The organism is Weissella muntiaci, from assembly GCF_008107635.1.
Lineage (GTDB): Bacteria > Bacillota > Bacilli > Lactobacillales > Lactobacillaceae > Weissella > Weissella muntiaci.
The window spans coordinates 38,959-58,036 of sequence record NZ_SDGZ01000026.1; the positions used below are offsets into that span (position 1 = coordinate 38,959).

Genomic DNA, 19,078 nt, shown 5'->3' on the forward strand with positions numbered 1-19,078 from the left:
GATATGGTAATATATTTATATTGTTAGATTCCAAACTATCTTACAATTTGAAACGGAGAATATGCTGTGAAAAAAGAAGTTATTGCAGTGTTGGGGGCTGGTTCTTGGGGAACCGCATTAGCACATGTAGCAGCTGAAAATGGACATGACGTTCGTTTATGGACATATAAACCAGCTCAAGTTAACGAAATTAACAATGAGCATCTTAATCGTGCTTACCTTGGTGAAGTAGCAATTGACCCAAACGTCGTTGCAACTGCTGATATGCAAGTAGCTGTGAAAGATGCCACGATTGTTTTAAGTGTTGTACCAACGAAGGCAACTCGTGAAGTTGCTCATCAATTGGCAGGCGTGCTAGATACGCTTGATCAAAAGGTGACGTTGGTGGCGGCAACCAAAGGAATTGAGCCAGATACCTACAAACGTCCTTCGGAGATGTTAACCGAAGAGGTAGCACCAAAGAATCGACGCGGAGTTGGAATTATCGCGGGTCCATCACATGCTGAAGGTGTGATCAAGCATGACCCAACATTGGTAACAATGGTATCAGAGAATATTCAGATTGCTGAACAAATGCAAGCTGCCTTTTCAAATCAGTTTTTCCGAGCTTATACGAATACCGATTTGGTTGGTTCGGAGTTTGGTGGAGCCCTTAAAAATGTGATTGCAATTGGCGCTGGAGCGATTGATGCTCTGGGGTATGATGCAAATGCAAAGGCAGCTCTCTTTACCCGAGGTCTCGCTGAGATTAGTCGATTAGGCCAAGCGTTTGGTGCAAATCCAATTACTTTCATGGGCTTAGCTGGTGTAGGTGATTTGTTTGTAACAGCGACTTCGGTGCATTCGCGTAATTTCCGAGCGGGTGTTCAGCTTGGTAAAGGTAAAAGTGTTGCCGAGGTGATTGCTGACATGGGAATGGTGATCGAAGGGATTTCAACCACTAAGGTGGTGCATGAACTTGGTCAATTAAAGCATGTACCAATGCCAATTACCGATGCAATTTATGATGTTTTATATGAAGGTAAGAATACTAAGGAAGTAGTTACGGCCTTGATGGATCGTGAACTACAGCAAGAAGGGAAATAAATAACCATGAAACCAGTACGTAAAGCCATTATTCCAGCCGCAGGATTGGGAACGCGTTTTCTACCAGCAACAAAGGCTTTGGCAAAAGAGATGTTGCCAATTGTTGATAAGCCAACGATTCAATTTATCATAGAAGAAGCACTTGCTTCAGGAATTGAAGACATTGTGATTGTTGATGGTAAGTCGAAGCGCTCAATCGAGGATCACTTCGATTCAAATCCTGAGTTGGAGAATAACTTGCGCGACAAGGGAAAGGACGAATTGTTGAAGATTGTTGAAGAGACAACTGACATTAATTTGTACTTTATCCGACAATCACATCCACGTGGGTTGGGTGATGCCGTCTTGACTGCAAAGTCATTTATTGGTGACGAGCCATTCGTGGTAATGCTTGGTGATGATTTGATGACTGATGATGTTCCGTTGACTAAGCAGTTGATTGAGCGTTATGAGAAGACTGGTGAGTCAACTTTGGCAGTCATGGAAGTTCCGCACGAACAAGTTTCCGAATATGGCGTTATTGCACCTGAAATGGAACTTGAAGATGGTTTGTATCAAGTAAACTCATTCGTTGAGAAGCCCAAGCCAGAGGATGCGCCTTCTAACTTGGCAATTATCGGACGATACTTGCTAACACCAGAAATCTTTGAAGAGTTGGAAAATACAGAACCTGGTAAGGGTAATGAGATTCAACTTACGGATGCAATCGACACTTTGAACAAGCGCCAACATGTTTATGCGCATAACTTCAAAGGACGTCGTTTTGACATTGGCTCAAAAATCGGTTTCTTGACTACAAATATTGAATTTGGTTTGCAACACCCGCAGACCAAGGATCAATTGAAGGCTTATTTGAAAGATTTAGCAGATAAGTTGGATTAAAACGGTTAATCTTTAAAACGGATGGCAGTAGTTTTACTGGCATCCGTTTTTTGATAGTAATTTTGATTATTATGGCGACTGCAACGTTCGGACGGTGAAAATTCCGGTACTGGTAAAAAAAGACTTTTCCGAGTAGAATAACTATATTATAACTAACAAATTGTTAGCAGTTACGTGGAGGTGACCATTTATGAAACACTACGATACAATTATTATTGGCGCAGGACCTGGTGGGATGACGGCGGCAACTTATACTTCACGGGCAAACATGTCTGTATTAATGATTGACCGTGGAATCTACGGTGGTCAAATGAATAACACGGCAGAAATCGAGAATTATCCTGGTTTTGACTTGGTACTTGGGCCAGATTTGTCTGAAAAAATGTATGCATCCGCAACTAAGTTTGGGGCAGAATATGCTTTTGGAACGGTGACACATGTTGAGGCACTTGAAAACGGGACATGGCATGTTGTAACTGACATGGATGAATATGAAAGTAACTCAGTCATTGTTGCGACAGGGGCAGCTTATAAAGAACTTGGAGTGCCAGGTGAGAAGGCTTTGTTGGGACGCGGTGTCTCTTACTGTGCGGTTTGTGATGGTGGGTTCTTCCGCGGTCAAGAAGTCGTAGTAGTAGGCGGCGGTGACTCAGCGATTGAAGAAGCAACCTATCTAGCAGGAATTGTAGATCATGTGACAGTGATTCATCGGCGTGATACTTTAAGAGCTCAGAAAATTCTACAAGACCGGGCCTTTGCAAATGAGAAGATTGATTTCGTTTGGAATACGGTTGTGGAAGAAATTGTAGATGCAGACAACAAGGTTGCCGGAGTCAATGTAGTTGACATGGTAACAAATGAAAAGAAGTTTATACCAGCAGCCGGAGTCTTTATTTATGTTGGTGTGTTACCTGTTTCTGAGCCGTTTACAGATTTGGGAGTAACTGATCAAGCTGGCTGGGTTATCACGGATGATGGAATGCGGACGAATAGACCTGGTTTATTCGCGATTGGAGATATTCGTGATAAGGCATTACGGCAAATCACAACTGCAGTCGGTGATGGTGCAATCGCCGGGCAGAATGCCTTTGCTCATAATGAAGAAGTAAAAAGCGCCCAATTACAAAACTAATTTAGATAATTTTCTGTAAAAAGGAGTTTGCATGACACGAGGCAGTAAAATACTCGCATCCGCCCATTATGTTCCAAACGATGTTATTACAAATGCTGATTTATCAGCAATCATGGATACCAATGATGAATGGATTCAAAAGCATACAGGCATTAAAACACGGCATATTTCGTTACGAGGTGAAAATACTTCCGACATTGCAACGAAAGCGGCGGAATTAGCCTTGCAAAAGACTGATTTAGCACCCGAAGATTTGGATTTGATTATTGTTGCGACCTTTACGCCGGATGGCTTAGCGCCCTCAACAGCTGCGTTAGTTCAGCGTAATTTGGCCGCTGAAGGGGCATGGGCGTATGATATTTCGACAGCTTGTGCGGGTTTTGTCTTCGCTTTGAGCACTGCTGACAAATTTTTGAAGTCGGGAGCCTATCAAAATGCCCTAGTGATTGCGGCGGAAGTTAATTCAAAGATGATGGATTTTACGGATCGGACATCGGCGGTCTTTTTTGGGGATGGAGCGGCTGCTTATGTTTTAACTGCAGCTGGTCAAGGAGAGTTAGTCGCCGAAGAAATGCATACAATTGGCAATGACCATGTGGTTCGCTCTGGGAAAATTGCACCACTCAAGGAATTGCGGGCTGATAGCTATCCATCAATTGAGGCCTTTCATCAAGAGGGACGTGAAGTTTTTGATGAGGTTACAACATTGATTCCGACACACATCGAGAACTTTTTAGCACAGCGCGGCTTGAAACCGACAGATATTGATTACTTTATTCCGCATCAAGCGAATTTGCGGCTTATTGAAGCGATTGCTACTGCCTTAGATCAACCGATGTCTAAGTTTGCCCAAAATGTTATTAAATATGGAAATACTTCTTCAGCTGGAATTGCGATTGGGCTCGATGAATATCGCGAAGCACATTCGTTGACTGGAAAACGAATTTTATTGACAGGTTTTGGGGCTGGGTTTACCTACGGATCAACCTTGCTAGAATTTTAAGATGTCAGCGAAAAATAGGTTTTTTGATTAGAATCGTGCTAGAATGATACTTTGTTATTGGAGGGTTGAACATGGATTTTAAAGCGCTTTTGGAGCAATTACATGCTGAGGAGATTGATGAATTTCAAGTGACGACGGACACCTATCGTGAATTTTATGATGTTTGGCGTGATTACCCTTATCAGAATACGATTCGGGGCATTGCTGACCTTGACGGAGTTGTCACTTATGTTCGTCAAACGGAAAGTTAATTAATTTTTAGATGATTTGCTTGTGAAAGACAGATGAAAGCGCTTGCGAATGGCTTGCAAACCTGTTAAAATTGTCTCATAGTCAAATTATTGGTTAATATTAAAATTTGACCTTCAATTACAAATAAAAACAGATCTAAAGGAGATTTTTATCATGGAATCACGCGAATTTAACATTGTAGCAGAAACAGGTATCCACGCTCGTCCAGCAACTTTGTTGGTACAAGCAGCTTCAAAGTTCTCATCAAACGTAACTTTGTCATACCAAGGTAAGGATGTAAACCTAAAGTCAATCATGGGTGTTATGTCACTTGGTGTTGGTCAAGGGGCCGATGTTAAGATTTCTGCAGAAGGTGATGATGAAGCAGCTGCCCTTGAGGCAATTGCTAACACTATGTCTGCCGAAGGTTTGACTGACTAATTTACCAAAAGACAATTTACTATTGAGGAAATAAACGATGGCAAATGAAATTAAAGGAATTGCAGCGTCAAACGGCGTTGCGATTGCGAAAGCATATAAGCTCGTTGATCCTGATTTGTCTTTTGAGCAACGTACAATTGGGGACGTTGAAGCAGAAAAAGGCCGCCTACGTGCGGCCTTTGATGCATCTAAGAAAGATTTAGAGCAGATCAGAGATAAAGCAACTGCAAGTATGGGTGAAGCAGAAGCGGAAGTTTTCACAGCACATATCATGGTTTTAGAGGATCCTGAATTATTAGGGGGAATCGAAGGTCAGATTGCTTCTGAACAAGTTAACGCGGAAGTTGCACTTAAGGCAACTACTGACATGTATATCGGTATGTTTGAAGGAATGGCTGATGACAATCCTTACATGGCAGAGCGTGCCGCTGATATTCGTGACGTAACCAAGCGGATTATGTCACATTTATTGGGCAAGCAGCTACCTAATCCAGCTTTGATCAATGAAGAAGTGATTATCGTCGCTAACGATATGACTCCTTCTGACACGGCCCAGTTGGATCGGCGCTTTGTTAAGGGATTTATTACTAACATTGGTGGTCGGACGGCGCATGCCGCAATTATGGCACGTACTTTAGAGATTCCGGCAATTGTTGGTTCCGAAGTTGCAACTGAACAGATTGCGGACGGACAGGCAATGATCTTGGACGGTCTTGACGGACTTGCAATCATTGAACCTTCAGATGAACAAATTAAGACCTACCGTGCAAAGGGTGATCGTTATTTGGAACAGAAGGTCGAATGGGCTAAGTTGAAGGACGAAAAGTCTGTTACAGCCGATGGTAAAGAGTTTGTAATTGGCGCTAACATTGGAACACCTAAGGATTTAGATGGTGTGACCGATAATGGCGGTGAGGGGATTGGTTTATATCGAACTGAATTCCTTTATATGGACTCGAAAGAATTGCCAACCGAGGAAGAGCAATTTAATGCTTATAAAGCGGTGCTTGAAGGTATGGATGGTAAGACGGTAACGGTTCGGACAATGGATATTGGTGGTGACAAGTATTTGCCATATCTACCATTACCCAAGGAAGAGAATCCGTTCCTAGGCTATCGAGCTATTCGAATTTCTTTGGATCGTGATGATATCTTTAGGACACAATTACGAGCCTTATTGAGGGCATCCGTTTATGGTGACCTATGGATTATGTTCCCAATGGTGGCAACATTACCTGAATTCCGAGCTGCTCGTGATATCTTCTATGAAGAAAAGGCTAAGCTACAAGCGCAAGGGACTGCAATTGCAGATGGCATCAAGTTGGGAATTATGATTGAAGTGCCTGCCGCAGCGGTTCTGGCTGATAAGTTTGCTCAGGAAGTTGACTTCTTCTCGATCGGAACAAATGATTTGATTGGTTATTCAATGGCTGCCGACCGTGGTAACGATAAAATCTCTTATCTATATCAACCATACAATCCATCGATTCTACGGTTAATTAAGAACGTGATTGATTCGGCTCATAAGTATGGCAAGTTTGCAGCGATGTGTGGTGAAATGGCTGGCGATCCAATTGCCTTACCAATTCTAGTTGGTATGGGCTTGGACGAGTTTTCAATGTCTGCAACGTCGATGCTACAAGCTCGTTCGTTGATGAAGAAATTGAATACGACTGAAATGGCCACATTAGCTGATCAAGCATTGGACGCGGAAACTAATGATGAAGTTAAAGCATTGGTTGAGCAGACAGTTCTTAATAAGTAATTTGACTTGGAATTAAATTTAACTGTAAAAACACTGTCCAATTTTTTGGAGAGTGTTTTTTATTAGTCATACCAACTGATAGCACACTACCTAGAAAGAATTAAAGTGTGGGAGCTTGTGGTTACCGACTGGAATAATTTATACTAATGTTAGAGCAGAATCTTGTTCGGATAATGATAAAGAATACTTACGCTTATTTAAAAGTGGGAGGCAGGTTGATAATGCGACGACCGATTGTAATTGCGAATTGGAAGATGAATAAATTACCCGGTGAAGTTACATCATACATTAAGGATGTTGCGGGTCAATTGGATAAATTTCCGAATGTAGATACGGTGTTAGCGGGCCAAGATGTATTATTGACATCAATGGTGACTGCTGCTGAGGGAACATCGATTAAAATTGGTGCTGAAAACGTCTATTGGGAAGACCGGGGAGCATACACTGGTGAAACCAGTCCCGCAGCTTTAGCTAATTTAGGTGTCAGTTATGTTATTATTGGACATTCTGAACGGCGAAATTATTTCCGTGAAACGGACGAAATGGTTAATTTGAAGGTCCTAGCAACATTACGGAATGGATTGGCACCAATCATTGCGATCGATGAGAATATCCAGCTAGTTTCGTCTGATGACCATATGCACTGGGTTGTAAATCAATTAATTGAGTCGTTAAAGGGGATTGACGAAACGACGGCCGCCCAATTGATGCTGGCCTATGAACCAACGCAAGCAATTGGTTCTGGACAAGCGATGAATGCTGAGAATGTTCAAAAAAGTTTGCATATTATGCGAGCAACGTTAGCTGACATGTACGGAGCTGAAGTTGCCGCCCAAATTAGAATTTTGTATGGTGGATCTGTTCGGCCAAATAACGCATTTGCATTATTAAGTCAGCCAGATGTCGATGGAGTTCTGGTAGGGGACGCTGCTTTGGATGCGGCAACTTTCGTTGAATTAGTTCAGCTTGCCGAACAAGCAAAGCGGATTGATGAATAAAATACAAGTGCAGTGCTTCGCAAACAAATGAAATATGTTATAATTCTTCAAAGGGAAGTACCCAAAATTTATAGTCACGTAAGGAGAAGACAAAATGTCTGCAATTACTGATATTTATGCACGCGAGGTATTAGACTCACGTGGTAACCCAACGGTTGAAGTTGAAGTTTACACTGAACTAGGTGGCTTCGGTCGCGGAATTGTTCCTTCAGGTGCCTCTACTGGTGTTAATGAAGCCGTAGAGCTACGTGATGGTGACAAGAGCCGTTTCCTAGGTAAAGGAACTTTGAAGGCTGTTGATAACGTAAACAAGATTATCAAGGACAAGTTGATCGGAATGGATGTTACGGACCAAGTTTTGTTGGATCGTACAATGATCGATTTGGACGGAACACCAAATAAGGGTAAGTTGGGTGCCAACGCTATCCTTGGTGTTTCAATCGCTGCTGCTCGCGCAGCTGCTGATGAGCTTGGAACACCTTTGTATAACTACCTTGGTGGATTCAACTCAAAGGTATTGCCTACTCCAATGATGAACGTTATCAATGGTGGTGCGCACGCAGATAACTCTGTTGATTTCCAAGAGTTCATGATCATGCCAGTTGGTGCCAAGACAGTTGCTGAAGCAATTCGTATGGGATCAGAAACCTTCCATGCTTTGCAAAAGCTATTGAAGGAATCAGGTCACTCAACTGCTGTTGGTGATGAAGGTGGATTCGCACCTAACTTTGCTTCAAACTCAGAGCCATTCGAATACTTGTTGAAGGCTATTGATGCTGCTGGTTACAAGGCTGGTAAGGATATTGCAATCGCCTTTGACGTTGCTTCATCAGAATTCTACAATGCTGAGACTGGTATCTATACTTTGGCCGGTGAGCCTGACAAGCAAGAGTACACGACTGACGAGTTCATCGAGTACCTTTCAGGTTTGGTTGAGAAGTACCCAGTTGTTTCAATCGAAGATCCTTTGGCAGAAGCTGCTGATTTGGATGACGAAGGACAATGGGATGCTTGGGCTAAGTTGACTGAGAAGTTGGGTAAGAAGGTTCAACTTGTTGGTGACGACTTCTTCGTTACAAATACGACTTTCTTGAAGAAGGGTATTGAGAAGAAGGCTGCTAATGCAATCTTGATCAAGGTTAACCAAATTGGTACTTTGACTGAGACTATGGAAGCTATCGAAATGGCTAAGGAAGCTGGTTACACTGCCATCGTTTCACACCGTTCAGGTGAGACCGAAGACACAACAATTGCTGACTTGGTTGTTGCTACTAACGCTGGTCAAATTAAGACGGGTTCAATGTCACGTACTGACCGTATCGCTAAGTACAACCAATTGATGCGGATCGAAGACTTGTTGACTGACAAGGTTGCCGAATACAAGGGTATTGACAGCTTTTATAACATCGATAAGGCTGCACGCGAGTCAATCGTTGACTTTAAGGCTTAATTAACAATAAAAATAGCTGATTTTAATCTTAAAATCAGCTGTTTTTTATTTTGCCAAGAAATGCTCAGTAGCATGATGAAAATTTGAAATGCCTAATTGACTATGCTAAAATGTTATAGTACTTGTGTAAGAGGAAAGGAGGAGCCCCATGTATAATATTTTGTTAACAGCGATGATCGTTGTCGGTGTCTTGATTATTATTGCCGTTTTGATGCAACCTTCAAAACAACAAGATGCGCTGTCTGCATTGTCAGGTGGTGGTGGGGATCTATTCGCCACACAAAAGTCTCGTGGATTTGAAGCAGTTATGCAACGGATTACTGCAATCTTGGGAGCCGTATGGTTTATCTTAGGTCTAGCCTTAGTTTACGTCGGTTCACATTAATAAATTGATCATTTATAGTGCCCTCTCGTGACCCAGTGTACGAGGGGGCTTTTTAGAAAAAAGAAATGGAAGTACTAATGGAAGTAAATGTATTACAAGACCAATTATTTGGTTTTCTAAAGGCTAACTCCACACAAGCTTTCTCAGCGCAAACATTGACGGAAGGTCTTCGATTAGATGACAGTCAAGCGTTCACAAAGGTTGTTCAGGCGTTAGCTGCACTCGAACGTGCACGAAAGGTATGGGTTACTCCTGCCGGTGATTTTCAATACAACGCGGATAGCGAAGGGATTATTGGAATCTTTAAGTCTAACGATAAAGGCTTTGGTTTCGTGCATTATGATGAAAATGAAGAAGATGTCTTCATTAACCCAGATAACACAATGCTCGCCCAACAAGGGGATGAAGTACGGGTAAAGTTATTGACAAAGGGTGATAGCACTAATAGTCGGGGTCCTGAAGGCCGGGTGCTTGAAGTAATCACTCGGAACTTCACTCAATTGGTGGGTGAGTTTAAACTGGGTTCTGAATATACCGGCTACATTGGTGAGGTTCGTCTGACTGACAAGAAATTGGCATCCTTTCAGTTGTTGATTAAGGATGGTGGTTTGAAGCCGACCGATGGTGAAATCGTTGTGGTGTCAGTTGCTGATTATCCAAGCCCAGCTGCCCCTAAGCGTTTTACAGGAGTTGTTACAGAAACAATCGGTTATAAAGATGAGCCAGGGGTTGATATTCTTCAAATTGTTTATCAACATGATGTACCGCATGTCTTTCCAGCAGATGTCTTAGAGCAAGCCGAAAAGATTCCGGCAGAAGTACAGGATGCCGAACGTGTAGGCCGTGAGGATATTACGGAACAGCCATTGGTAACAATTGATTCGATTGAGTCGAAGGATTTGGATGATGCTGTTGTTGTATGGCGCTTGCCAAATGGTAATTTCCATTTGGGAGTCCATATTGCAGATGTGTCACATTATGTTGTCGAGGGAACACCGTTGGATCGTGAAGCTTACACACGCGGTACGTCAGTTTACCTTACAGATCGCGTAATTCCAATGTTGCCTAGAAATATTTCAAACGGAATTGCTTCACTAAATCCAGGAGTTGATCGCTTGGCGATGTCAGCCGAACTGGAGTTCACGCCAGCGGGTGTGTTGGTTAATCATCGTTTGCACACTTCAGTGATGCGGTCACATGCTCGGATGACTTATAAGGCCGTCAATGCAATTTTGGCCGGTGAAGAAGAGGCGCGCGAAGAGTACCGTGATCTTGTACCAATGTTTGAAGACATGGCTGTGTTGCATGAAGCATTGGCTAATCAACGAACTAAGCGTGGAGCAATCGAATTTGACGCGCCAGAAGCAAAGATCATCGTCGATGAGCAAGGTAAGCCGACCGACATTCAGTTGCGTGAGCGTGGGCTATCCGAGCGAATTATTGAGTCATTTATGTTGGCGGCTAATGAAGCGGTTGCCATGCACTTTGATCATGCTAAAGTTCCATTCTTATATCGAATTCATGAATCACCAGATTTGGATCGTGTAACTAAGTTCTTTGAGTTTGTGAAGGCCTTAGGGGCACCAGTGCATGCCGATCCGAATAAGATTCAGTCAAGCGACTTGCAAGCTATTCATAATCATTTTGTAGGTCATCCCGAGGAACAAATGGTTTCAACGATGATGCTCCGAACGATGAAGCAGGCTAAGTATTCTGATCAACCGTTGGGACACTTTGGAATTGGAGCTGAGTACTACACTCACTTTACTTCGCCAATTCGACGTTATCCGGATTTGACGGTACACCGTTTGATCAAATGGTACGAACAAGCTGGTTTGGACGAGGCAGCTCAAGCCAAATATCGTGATAAGTTGGCTGAGATTGGTGCTGACACTTCTACACGAGAGCGACGCGCAATTGACACTGAGCGAGATACTGATGCAATGAAGAAGGCCGAATTCATGATGGACCGAGTTGGTGATGAATTTGATGCAGTTGTTAATGGTGTCTTGAAGTTCGGGATGTTCGTCTCGCTTGAGAATACAGTTGAAGGTTTGATTCACAATTCAAATTTGACTGATGATAACTATTATTTTGATGAGGGACATTTGGCATTGATCGGTCGACGTTCACATCATATCTATCAGATTGGTCAGAAGGTTCGAGTTCGACTGATTCGAGTTGATAAAGAACAATCATCACTTGATTTTGTATTGGTTGATCCAGAAGCAGCACCGATTACTGATATTAAAGTACCTGAGGAGCGTCGCCGTGGTAACTTTGGCGGGCGCAATCGGAATGAGCGTCGTCGAAATGACAAAGATGGTGCAAAGTCGGATAAGGTCCACAATGGTGGTAAGAACATGGGAACTTGGCAAGATCGTAAGCCGAGCGATCCACGTGCCGATGCTAATCGCAAAGGGCGTCACCGTTAAAACGGAGGGCAAATATGGCGAAGAAAAAGAAGAAGCAAGATCAAAACTATCTGGCGACGAATAATAAAGCGCGCTATAATTATGCGATTGCGGAGACTTTTGAAGCTGGTATGGAGTTAACGGGAACCGAGATTAAGTCGGTCAGGGCTAGTCAAATCAACATCGCGGATGGCTTCGTGCAAGTCCGCAATGGTCAGGCTTGGCTTGATAATGTGCATATTAGTCCTTTTGCACAAGGAAACCAATTCAATCACGATCCATTACGCTCGCGTCGCTTATTACTTCATAAAACTGAGATTAAAAAATTAGCGGAACTTTCTGCACAACAAGGAAAAACAATTGTGCCATTGAAGGTTTATCTAAAGCGAGGCTTTGCCAAAATTCTGATTGGTATTGGAAGTGGAAAGCATACTTATGATAAGCGTGAAACAATCAAGCGCCGTGATCAGGAACGTGATTTACGTCGGGTTGTTAAAAATAATAATCGTTGACTAGATTATGGCCTTAGAATAATAATCTAATTTTATGGAATGCGTTTTGCAAGGCATCTACAAGTGCCAATTAGACAATATTAATAGAATCGCTTATTTTACAACTTCAAACAATGTCAGAAAACCTGACATTGTTTTTTTATTGAAATGGCCCGTGCGTTATTATAAAAAACATAGAGTGTTCAGTGAACGTATAACTTATTAAATATTTTGAGGAGGAGCGTTATGCGTAAGTGGCTTTTTGGGTTTGTGATCGCAATCGCGACGATTATTACAGTTGGAGTGGGTGGCAGTCAGTCGGCAGAGGCGGCCAATCGTCCGCATTATACAATTACGACCGACACAACTTATCCGCCTTTTGAGTTTCAAACTGAAAGTGGTGAATTCAAAGGGATTGATATGGATCTGTTGAAGGCGATATCTAAGCGTGAGAATTTCACCTATACATTGAAGCCAATGAGCTTTAATTCAGGGGTTCAGTCAGTGCAGGCTGGACAAGCGGATGCAATCATTGCTGGAATGTCAATCACTGACGAACGACGCCAATCATTTGATTTCTCAGACCCTTATTACAAGTCAGGAATCGTAATTGCGACAAGTGATAAGAATAAGAAAATCAATTCTTTGGATGATTTAAAGGGCCAGAAAGTTGCTGTTAAAACAGGAACTGCCGGTGCGGACTATGCTCAATCGCTAGCATCGAAGTATAACTTGCAGATTGTATCATTTAATGATTCAAATACCATGTACGCTGACGTCATGGTTGGTAATGAGGTAGCGGCCTTTGAGGATCAGCCAGTCATGGCTTACGCAATTGCTCAAGGGACGAAAATGCGAATTATCACTGATCCCGCAAACGGTGGTAGTTATGGTTTCGCTGTTAAAAAGGGATCTAATGCAGAGTTGCTAAGTAAATTTAATAAAGGTTATGCAAGTCTTGTAGCAGACGGAACGTATGATAAAATTGTGCAGAGCTACCTAGGTAAAAATGCGTACAATTATAAGAAAAATGCCGCAAGCAGTGCTGATAATAATTCATATTGGGCAATCTTGAAGCAAAACAAGGATGCATTGCTAAGTGGATTATGGGCAACCATCCAATTGACGGTTGTAGGAATTGTTTTGGCATCAGTCTATGGAATGATTTTGGCGATTTTGGGAGTTTCACCATTCCGTTTCCTAAGAGCGATTTCAACGACCTTGATCTATGTTTTCCGTGGAATGCCAATGTTGGTACTAGCGTTCTTCATTTATATTGGATTGCCAAACTTGACTGGTGTTAAGATTCCAGCATTTACAGCTGGTGTAATTACGTTGATCTTAAATGAAGGAGCGTATATTGGTTCCTTCGTTAAGGGCGGATTCCTATCGGTTGATGCTGGACAGATGGAGGCAGCGCGTTCATTGGGAATGCCTTACGGACGTGCGATGCGGAAGGTTATTATGCCACAAGGAATTAAATTGACCGTGCCATCTTTCATTAATCAGTTTATTATTACTTTGAAGGATACTTCGATTTTGTCGGTAATTGGGCTGGTCGAATTGACACAGACGGGTACGTTGATCATTGCACGAAATCTACAAGGGTTTAAGGTTTGGTTGATGATTGCCGGTATGTACTTAATTGTAATTACCCTTTTGACTTGGGTTTCAAATTTTGTAGAAAAGAGGATTAAGTAATGACTGCAATTGTTGAAGTAAATAATGTTCACAAGAGTTTTGGTCAAAACGAAGTTCTAAAAGGAATTGACCTACATGTTGAGGAAGGTGAGTTGGTTGTAATGATTGGTCCATCTGGATCAGGAAAGTCAACCTTCTTACGGACTCTTAATCAACTTGAGACAATCGATGAGGGGCAAATTGTAATCGCAGGTTGGGATCTAAGTGATACCAAAACTAACATCAATAAGACCCGCGAGAATATTGGAATGGTCTTTCAACATTTTAATCTTTTTCCACATTTGACGGTTTTGGAAAATATGATGTTGGCCCCAGTTGAACTCGGTAAGGCCGACAAGGCAACCGCAAAAGAAAATGCTTATAAGCTATTGGATCGAGTTGGATTACGCGATAAAGCAGATGCTAGACCAGCAACGTTGTCTGGTGGTCAGAAGCAACGTGTAGCAATTGCTCGCGCGCTACAGATGAACCCGAAAATTATGCTTTTCGACGAACCAACATCAGCGTTAGATCCAGAAATGGTTGGTGATGTTTTGGATGTTATGAAGCAGCTTTCAAATGAGGGGATGACCATGATTGTGGTAACTCATGAAATGGGCTTTGCTCGTCAAGTTGCCGACCGAGTTGTGTTCTTTGCTGATGGGTATATTCGTGAGGCCGGTGAGCCAAATGAATTGTTCGCGCATCCCAAGGATCCACGATTGCAAGATTTCTTGAACAAAGTTTTGCATGCATAATAAAAAGCAATCAATCAGTAAAAGCTGGTTGATTGCTTTTTATTTATACATATTTAATTTGGTGGCATAGCGGCCAGCGTTTAAGGCAGAACGAATGCTAGCAATCTTAGTGTTGTGGTCGTTACGCCAACGTATTAGAAAAGCGACGGTTAAAATCAACGCTTGAGTATGGTGGTCATCGGTAATATTGACTGCTGATCGATAATTCTGATCCGGATAGGCCAGTGCAAGTTGGTGTTGAAGGTTACGAATTTGAATGACACTCGAACGGGTATTAGTCCAAGTGAGCCAGTTGGCACCAGTTATATAGATAATGGCATCTGTATATAAGGAAAGCCCGAAAGAGCCAAAATGGTTATTGGCTTCGTGGATTTCAAAGCGTGGGAAAATTCCGAGGGAGGTCTGAACAATGGAGACGTATTCTTGTCCTTGCCGATCCATTAAGCGGAATTTAGCACCTAAAAATCCTGTTTGACCGACAATATGATATTCGAACTCGCCAAGCTGGTTAGTAACGATCATTGAGGAGCCAGGTCGGGCACCGATTTGAGTTATATAAAATAGTTGCATAGGCCAAACCTCGTAAAAAGATTTAAATGCTTGTTTTTCTACTATTTTAGCATTTTTAGGGGTAATAGTAATTAGATCGTTGATTTATAGTAGTGTTTCAATGTATAATTAAGTGAATTTACTCACATTTTTATAAAAAGTAAGTAACTGAATGATTGTAATTGAAATTGAATAGCCGTATTATTAAGGCGAATTAAACTTATGAGGAACAGATGGAGGTTTCGACAGATGGAGCTTTTTGAGCAATTATCAGCAAAAATTAAGGGTCAAGATAAGACGCTGGTTTTCCCTGAGGGTGAAGATGTACGAGTTCAAGGTGCCGCAATTAGACTGGCTGCCGATGGCCTAATTAAGCCAATCCTGTTGGGAAATCAGGCAGAAATTAAGGCTGTTGCAACGAACAATGGATTTGACTTGGCAGCAGTTGAAGTGATCGATCCAGCTCAATATCCAAAGGAACAGTTTGAAACGATGGTTAATGCTTTGGTTGAGCGGCGTAATGGGAAAACTGATGCCGATACAGCTGCTAAGTGGTTGACTGACGTAAACTATTTTGGCACGATGCTTGTGTATATGGGTCAGGCTGATGGAATGGTTTCTGGAGCAACTCATCCAACTGGCGATACTGTTCGTCCTGCCTTGCAGATTATTAAGACTAAGCCAGGCTCATCAAGAATCTCAGGTGCTTTTGTGATGCAAAAGGGCGATCAGCGTTATATCTTTGCTGATGCCGCAATCAATATTGATATTGATGCACAGACAATGGCTGAGATTGCGATCCAATCAGCTCAAACAGCACAAGTATTCGGACTTGATCCAAAGGTGGCAATGCTGAGTTTCTCATCAAAGGGTTCTGCAAAGGCACCGCAAGTTGATAAAGTTGCGGAAGCAACTAAGCTAGCGCATGAAGCAGCTCCGGATTTGGCAATTGACGGTGAATTACAATTTGACGCCGCAATTGTTGAGTCAGTCGCCGCAGCAAAGGCTCCAGAATCAACCGTTGCGGGTCATGCAAATGTCTTTGTTTTCCCTGATTTGCAAGCCGGAAACATTGGCTACAAAATTGCGCAACGTCTTGGTGGTTTTGAGGCAATTGGTCCAGTTTTGCAAGGATTGGCTAAGCCAATTTCTGATCTTTCACGTGGTGCAAATGAAGAAGATGTCTATAAGGTGGCAATTATCACGGCTGCGCAAGCCCTATAACATTTAATTGAACTCAATACCCCAAGAGCCGAACGGCTTTTGGGGTATTATTTGTGTCGTTGAACATTTCTGGGGCCTAGAGTAGTCGATCCTTTATGGAACTGCGAGGGCGTGGCAAAAATGTTATACTAATGACTATGAGAATGATAGTAAATAATTTGGAAGAAACACAGAAAATTGCGGCAGATTTGGCCAATTTGGTTCAGGCTGGCGATACAATTCTCCTTGACGGTGAATTAGGTGCTGGTAAAACAACATTTACGCAGGGCTTTGCGCGTGCGTTAGGAATCAAGCGTCCACTGAGGAGTCCGACCTTCACACTTGTGCGTGAATACCAGACTACAAACTTCCCCTTATATCATCTTGATGTCTATCGTCTTGGTGAAGAGGGCGGTGGCGATGAATTGGGACTAGAGGATTACTTTAATGCGGACAGCGTGAGCTTTGTTGAATGGTCACAGTATATTGAGGCGCAGTTGCCTTTTGATGCATTGAAAGTTTCTCTGGAGCGCGTTGCAGATGATACAACTGGATTGCAACGGATGATCACGATCTCTGCACGCGGTGAGCGCTCGACGGCGTTATTAAAACAACTACAGGTAACTACTAATGGAAATTAATATTCGACCAGCTGAGGACACAGACGCAGCTGAACTTTTGATATTGATGCAAAAATTAATCGAAGAGTCTGACACGTTTACTGTAGAGCAAGACTTGGCGGGAATTACACCAGAACAGCAAGCGGGCAATATTGAATTGTTAAATAGCACCACAAATAATATTTTGTTGCTGGCTGCCGATGACGAAAATCAACTTTATGGTTTGTTATCTGCGGCGGCGGTTGCAGGAGAACCACGCACTGTTGAAATTGGGATGGCAGTTTTAAAAGAAGTGCAGGGATTTGGAATTGCCCAGGCTCTTTTAGCAGAACTTATGGACTGGGCAATCGATTTTAGTTCGGTTGAAAAGTTATTTTTAACTGTGCAGAGTCACAATCAGGTTGCAATTCATATTTATGAAAAAATGGGTTTTGTTAAGCTACCCAATTCCGAACGCCAATTAATGAACCAAAATAATGTTGCAGTGGCAGCATTCGACATGGTTAAGCGCTTAGTGAAAGGATGATAAATAATTATGAATTTTGTAGCAATGGATTTTGAAACAGCAAGTGCCGAGCGCCATAGTGCAGTTTCGATGGCCTTGGTGGTTGTACGTGACAATCAACTCGTCGATGAATTTTATACACTAATTCAGCCTGAATCACGCTTTGATCGAAGGAACATTGCAATTCATGGGATTCATCCAGCTGATGTGACAGCTGCGCCAAAGTTTCCGGATGTTTGGCAGGTGATTAAGCAGTTTTATACTGAAAACCAATTAGTAATTGCACATAATGCGCCTTTTGATAACGGTGTTTTAAAGGCAACGTTGAATCATTATGCGATTGCCACACCACATTATCTATCGCTAGATACGGTGAGAACATCTAAAAAACTATACCCGCAGTTACCAAATCATCGCTTAAATACGGTTGCAGATGCATTAGGAATTGACTTGGAACATCATCACAATGCACTTGATGATACTGTCGCTGCGGCGAAGATCTTAGTAACACAAGCAGAGCAGTTTGGGGTAGACCCCTTAAAAGCTTTTGTTAAATCAATTTAGGGGAGCACGAGCAAATATGGAAACATGGTCACTTTTAGAGACTTTTTCAAATTTTGATATCAAAAAGAATGAGCCACTTTCAGCTCACACGAATACTCGGGTAGGCGGACCGGCAGATTACGCTTTCTGGCCAACATCATTAGATGAGCTACGGCAGGTGGTCCGTTATGCAAAAGCCAATGAAATTCCTGTCACGGTTTTAGGAAATGCATCGAACCTAATTATCGGCGACCAAGGCCTGACCGGGGTCGTGATATTCTTGACCAAATTGAATCAAATTACGGTTCAAGGAACTGAGTTGCGGGCAGAAGCAGGTGCGATGATTATTGATTTAGCACAATTTGCACAAACAAAAGCTTTATCCGGTCTCGAATGGGCCGCCGGTATTCCAGGTTCAGTTGGTGGGGCGGTCTACATGAATGCCGGCGCGTATGGCGGTCAGGTAGATGGATGGCTCAAAACAGCTGAGGTTTTGACAACAGATGGTGAAATCAAAACATTAACGAATGATGATTTAGATTTTAGTTACCGCTACAGTTCAGTACAAACGACGGGCGATATCTTGATTGCAGCATCTTTTAGTTTACAGAATGGCAATGCAACTGAGATTTTGGCACAGATGGAGGATTTCAACGAGCGACGTGCGAGTCGGCAACCGCTTGAATTTCCTTCTTGTGGTTCTGTATTTAAGCGCCCAACGGGGTTCTTTGCAGGTCGTCTGATTATGGATGCGGGCCTTCAGGGCTATATGGTTGGTGGAGCACAAGTATCCATCAAGCATGCGGGCTTCATTGTAAATCGGGGGCAGGCAAGTGGAGCTGATTACATTGCGGTAATCAAGCACGTCCAGGCGGTTGTACGCGATAAATTCGATGTCAACTTGGAGCCAGAAGTACGTATTCTTGGAGAGTAAGCTGAAAT

At 42.6% G+C, this 19,078-nt stretch carries 20 protein-coding genes; 19 read left to right on the forward strand and 1 reads right to left on the reverse strand.

Translation table 11 applies throughout. The annotated features are described in order from the left end of the window. The first annotated feature begins 66 nt into the window (after positions 1–66). From ESZ50_RS10585 to ESZ50_RS10650, 14 genes are all read left to right on the forward strand, one after another. Positions 67–1,086, forward strand: a complete 1,020-nt coding sequence (locus ESZ50_RS10585; protein WP_148623785.1) for an NAD(P)H-dependent glycerol-3-phosphate dehydrogenase — start codon at positions 67–69, stop codon at positions 1,084–1,086. A gap of 6 nt (positions 1,087–1,092) precedes the next feature. Next, positions 1,093–1,968 (forward strand): UTP--glucose-1-phosphate uridylyltransferase GalU, encoded by an 876-nt coding sequence (galU, locus tag ESZ50_RS10590; RefSeq protein WP_148623786.1) that lies wholly within the window; start codon positions 1,093–1,095, stop codon positions 1,966–1,968. A 190-nt stretch (positions 1,969–2,158) separates the two neighbouring features. Continuing rightward, positions 2,159–3,100, forward strand: a complete 942-nt coding sequence (gene trxB, locus ESZ50_RS10595) for a thioredoxin-disulfide reductase (RefSeq protein WP_148623788.1) — start codon at positions 2,159–2,161, stop codon at positions 3,098–3,100. Between the two features lie 31 nt (positions 3,101–3,131). Further along, positions 3,132–4,103, forward strand: a complete 972-nt coding sequence (locus tag ESZ50_RS10600) for a beta-ketoacyl-ACP synthase III (RefSeq protein ID WP_148623789.1) — start codon at positions 3,132–3,134, stop codon at positions 4,101–4,103. A 71-nt stretch (positions 4,104–4,174) separates the two neighbouring features. Continuing rightward, positions 4,175–4,354: a hypothetical protein gene (locus ESZ50_RS10605; RefSeq protein ID WP_148623791.1), complete on the forward strand. Its 180-nt coding sequence runs from the start codon at positions 4,175–4,177 to the stop codon at positions 4,352–4,354. A 154-nt stretch (positions 4,355–4,508) separates the two neighbouring features. Next, on the forward strand, positions 4,509–4,775 hold the full coding sequence (locus tag ESZ50_RS10610) for a phosphocarrier protein HPr (protein ID WP_148623793.1): 267 nt from the start codon (positions 4,509–4,511) through the stop codon (positions 4,773–4,775). A 37-nt stretch (positions 4,776–4,812) separates the two neighbouring features. Continuing rightward, complete coding sequence (gene ptsP, locus ESZ50_RS10615; protein WP_148623795.1) at positions 4,813–6,540, forward strand: phosphoenolpyruvate--protein phosphotransferase; 1,728 nt, start codon at positions 4,813–4,815, stop codon at positions 6,538–6,540. Between the two features lie 221 nt (positions 6,541–6,761). Further along, positions 6,762–7,538, forward strand: a complete 777-nt coding sequence (gene tpiA, locus ESZ50_RS10620) for a triose-phosphate isomerase (RefSeq protein ID WP_148623797.1) — start codon at positions 6,762–6,764, stop codon at positions 7,536–7,538. Between the two features lie 94 nt (positions 7,539–7,632). Then, on the forward strand, positions 7,633–8,988 hold the full coding sequence (gene eno / locus ESZ50_RS10625) for a phosphopyruvate hydratase (protein ID WP_148623799.1): 1,356 nt from the start codon (positions 7,633–7,635) through the stop codon (positions 8,986–8,988). A 148-nt stretch (positions 8,989–9,136) separates the two neighbouring features. After that, positions 9,137–9,373: a preprotein translocase subunit SecG gene (gene secG, locus ESZ50_RS10630; protein WP_148623801.1), complete on the forward strand. Its 237-nt coding sequence runs from the start codon at positions 9,137–9,139 to the stop codon at positions 9,371–9,373. Positions 9,374–9,450: 77 nt separating this feature from the next. Next, the gene (gene rnr, locus ESZ50_RS10635) at positions 9,451–11,808 is read left to right on the forward strand and encodes a ribonuclease R (RefSeq protein WP_148623803.1); all 2,358 of its coding nucleotides are present in this window, start codon (positions 9,451–9,453) and stop codon (positions 11,806–11,808) included. Between the two features lie 14 nt (positions 11,809–11,822). Continuing rightward, positions 11,823–12,299 (forward strand): SsrA-binding protein SmpB, encoded by a 477-nt coding sequence (gene smpB / locus ESZ50_RS10640; protein WP_148623805.1) that lies wholly within the window; start codon positions 11,823–11,825, stop codon positions 12,297–12,299. A gap of 225 nt (positions 12,300–12,524) precedes the next feature. Continuing rightward, positions 12,525–13,979 (forward strand): amino acid ABC transporter substrate-binding protein/permease, encoded by a 1,455-nt coding sequence (locus tag ESZ50_RS10645; protein ID WP_148623807.1) that lies wholly within the window; start codon positions 12,525–12,527, stop codon positions 13,977–13,979. Next, positions 13,979–14,716 carry an amino acid ABC transporter ATP-binding protein gene (locus tag ESZ50_RS10650; RefSeq protein ID WP_148623809.1) on the forward strand — a complete coding sequence of 246 codons (738 nt, stop codon included), beginning with the start codon at positions 13,979–13,981 and terminating at the stop codon, positions 14,714–14,716. Before ESZ50_RS10645 ends, ESZ50_RS10650 begins: the two co-directional genes overlap by 1 nt. 39 nt (positions 14,717–14,755) lie before the next feature. Here the strand turns inward: ESZ50_RS10650 and ESZ50_RS10655 are convergent, their stop codons facing one another. After that, on the reverse strand, positions 14,756–15,286 hold the full coding sequence (locus ESZ50_RS10655; RefSeq protein ID WP_148623811.1) for an LURP-one-related/scramblase family protein: 531 nt from the start codon (positions 15,284–15,286) through the stop codon (positions 14,756–14,758). A gap of 228 nt (positions 15,287–15,514) precedes the next feature. Between ESZ50_RS10655 and pta the strand changes: the two genes are divergently transcribed. From pta to murB, 5 genes are all read left to right on the forward strand, one after another. Further along, on the forward strand, positions 15,515–16,489 hold the full coding sequence (pta, locus tag ESZ50_RS10660) for a phosphate acetyltransferase (RefSeq protein WP_148623813.1): 975 nt from the start codon (positions 15,515–15,517) through the stop codon (positions 16,487–16,489). Positions 16,490–16,626: 137 nt separating this feature from the next. Further along, positions 16,627–17,109, forward strand: a complete 483-nt coding sequence (gene tsaE, locus ESZ50_RS10665) for a tRNA (adenosine(37)-N6)-threonylcarbamoyltransferase complex ATPase subunit type 1 TsaE (RefSeq protein WP_148623815.1) — start codon at positions 16,627–16,629, stop codon at positions 17,107–17,109. Then, positions 17,099–17,614: a GNAT family N-acetyltransferase gene (locus ESZ50_RS10670; protein WP_148623817.1), complete on the forward strand. Its 516-nt coding sequence runs from the start codon at positions 17,099–17,101 to the stop codon at positions 17,612–17,614. The genes tsaE and ESZ50_RS10670 overlap by 11 nt, the downstream gene beginning before the upstream one ends. Before the next feature lie 9 nt (positions 17,615–17,623). Beyond that, positions 17,624–18,157, forward strand: coding sequence for a 3'-5' exonuclease (locus tag ESZ50_RS10675; protein ID WP_148623819.1), 534 nt, complete (start codon positions 17,624–17,626; stop codon positions 18,155–18,157). Positions 18,158–18,173: 16 nt separating this feature from the next. Beyond that, positions 18,174–19,070, forward strand: a complete 897-nt coding sequence (gene murB, locus ESZ50_RS10680) for a UDP-N-acetylmuramate dehydrogenase (RefSeq protein WP_148623821.1) — start codon at positions 18,174–18,176, stop codon at positions 19,068–19,070. The last annotated feature ends 8 nt before the right edge of the window (positions 19,071–19,078 follow it).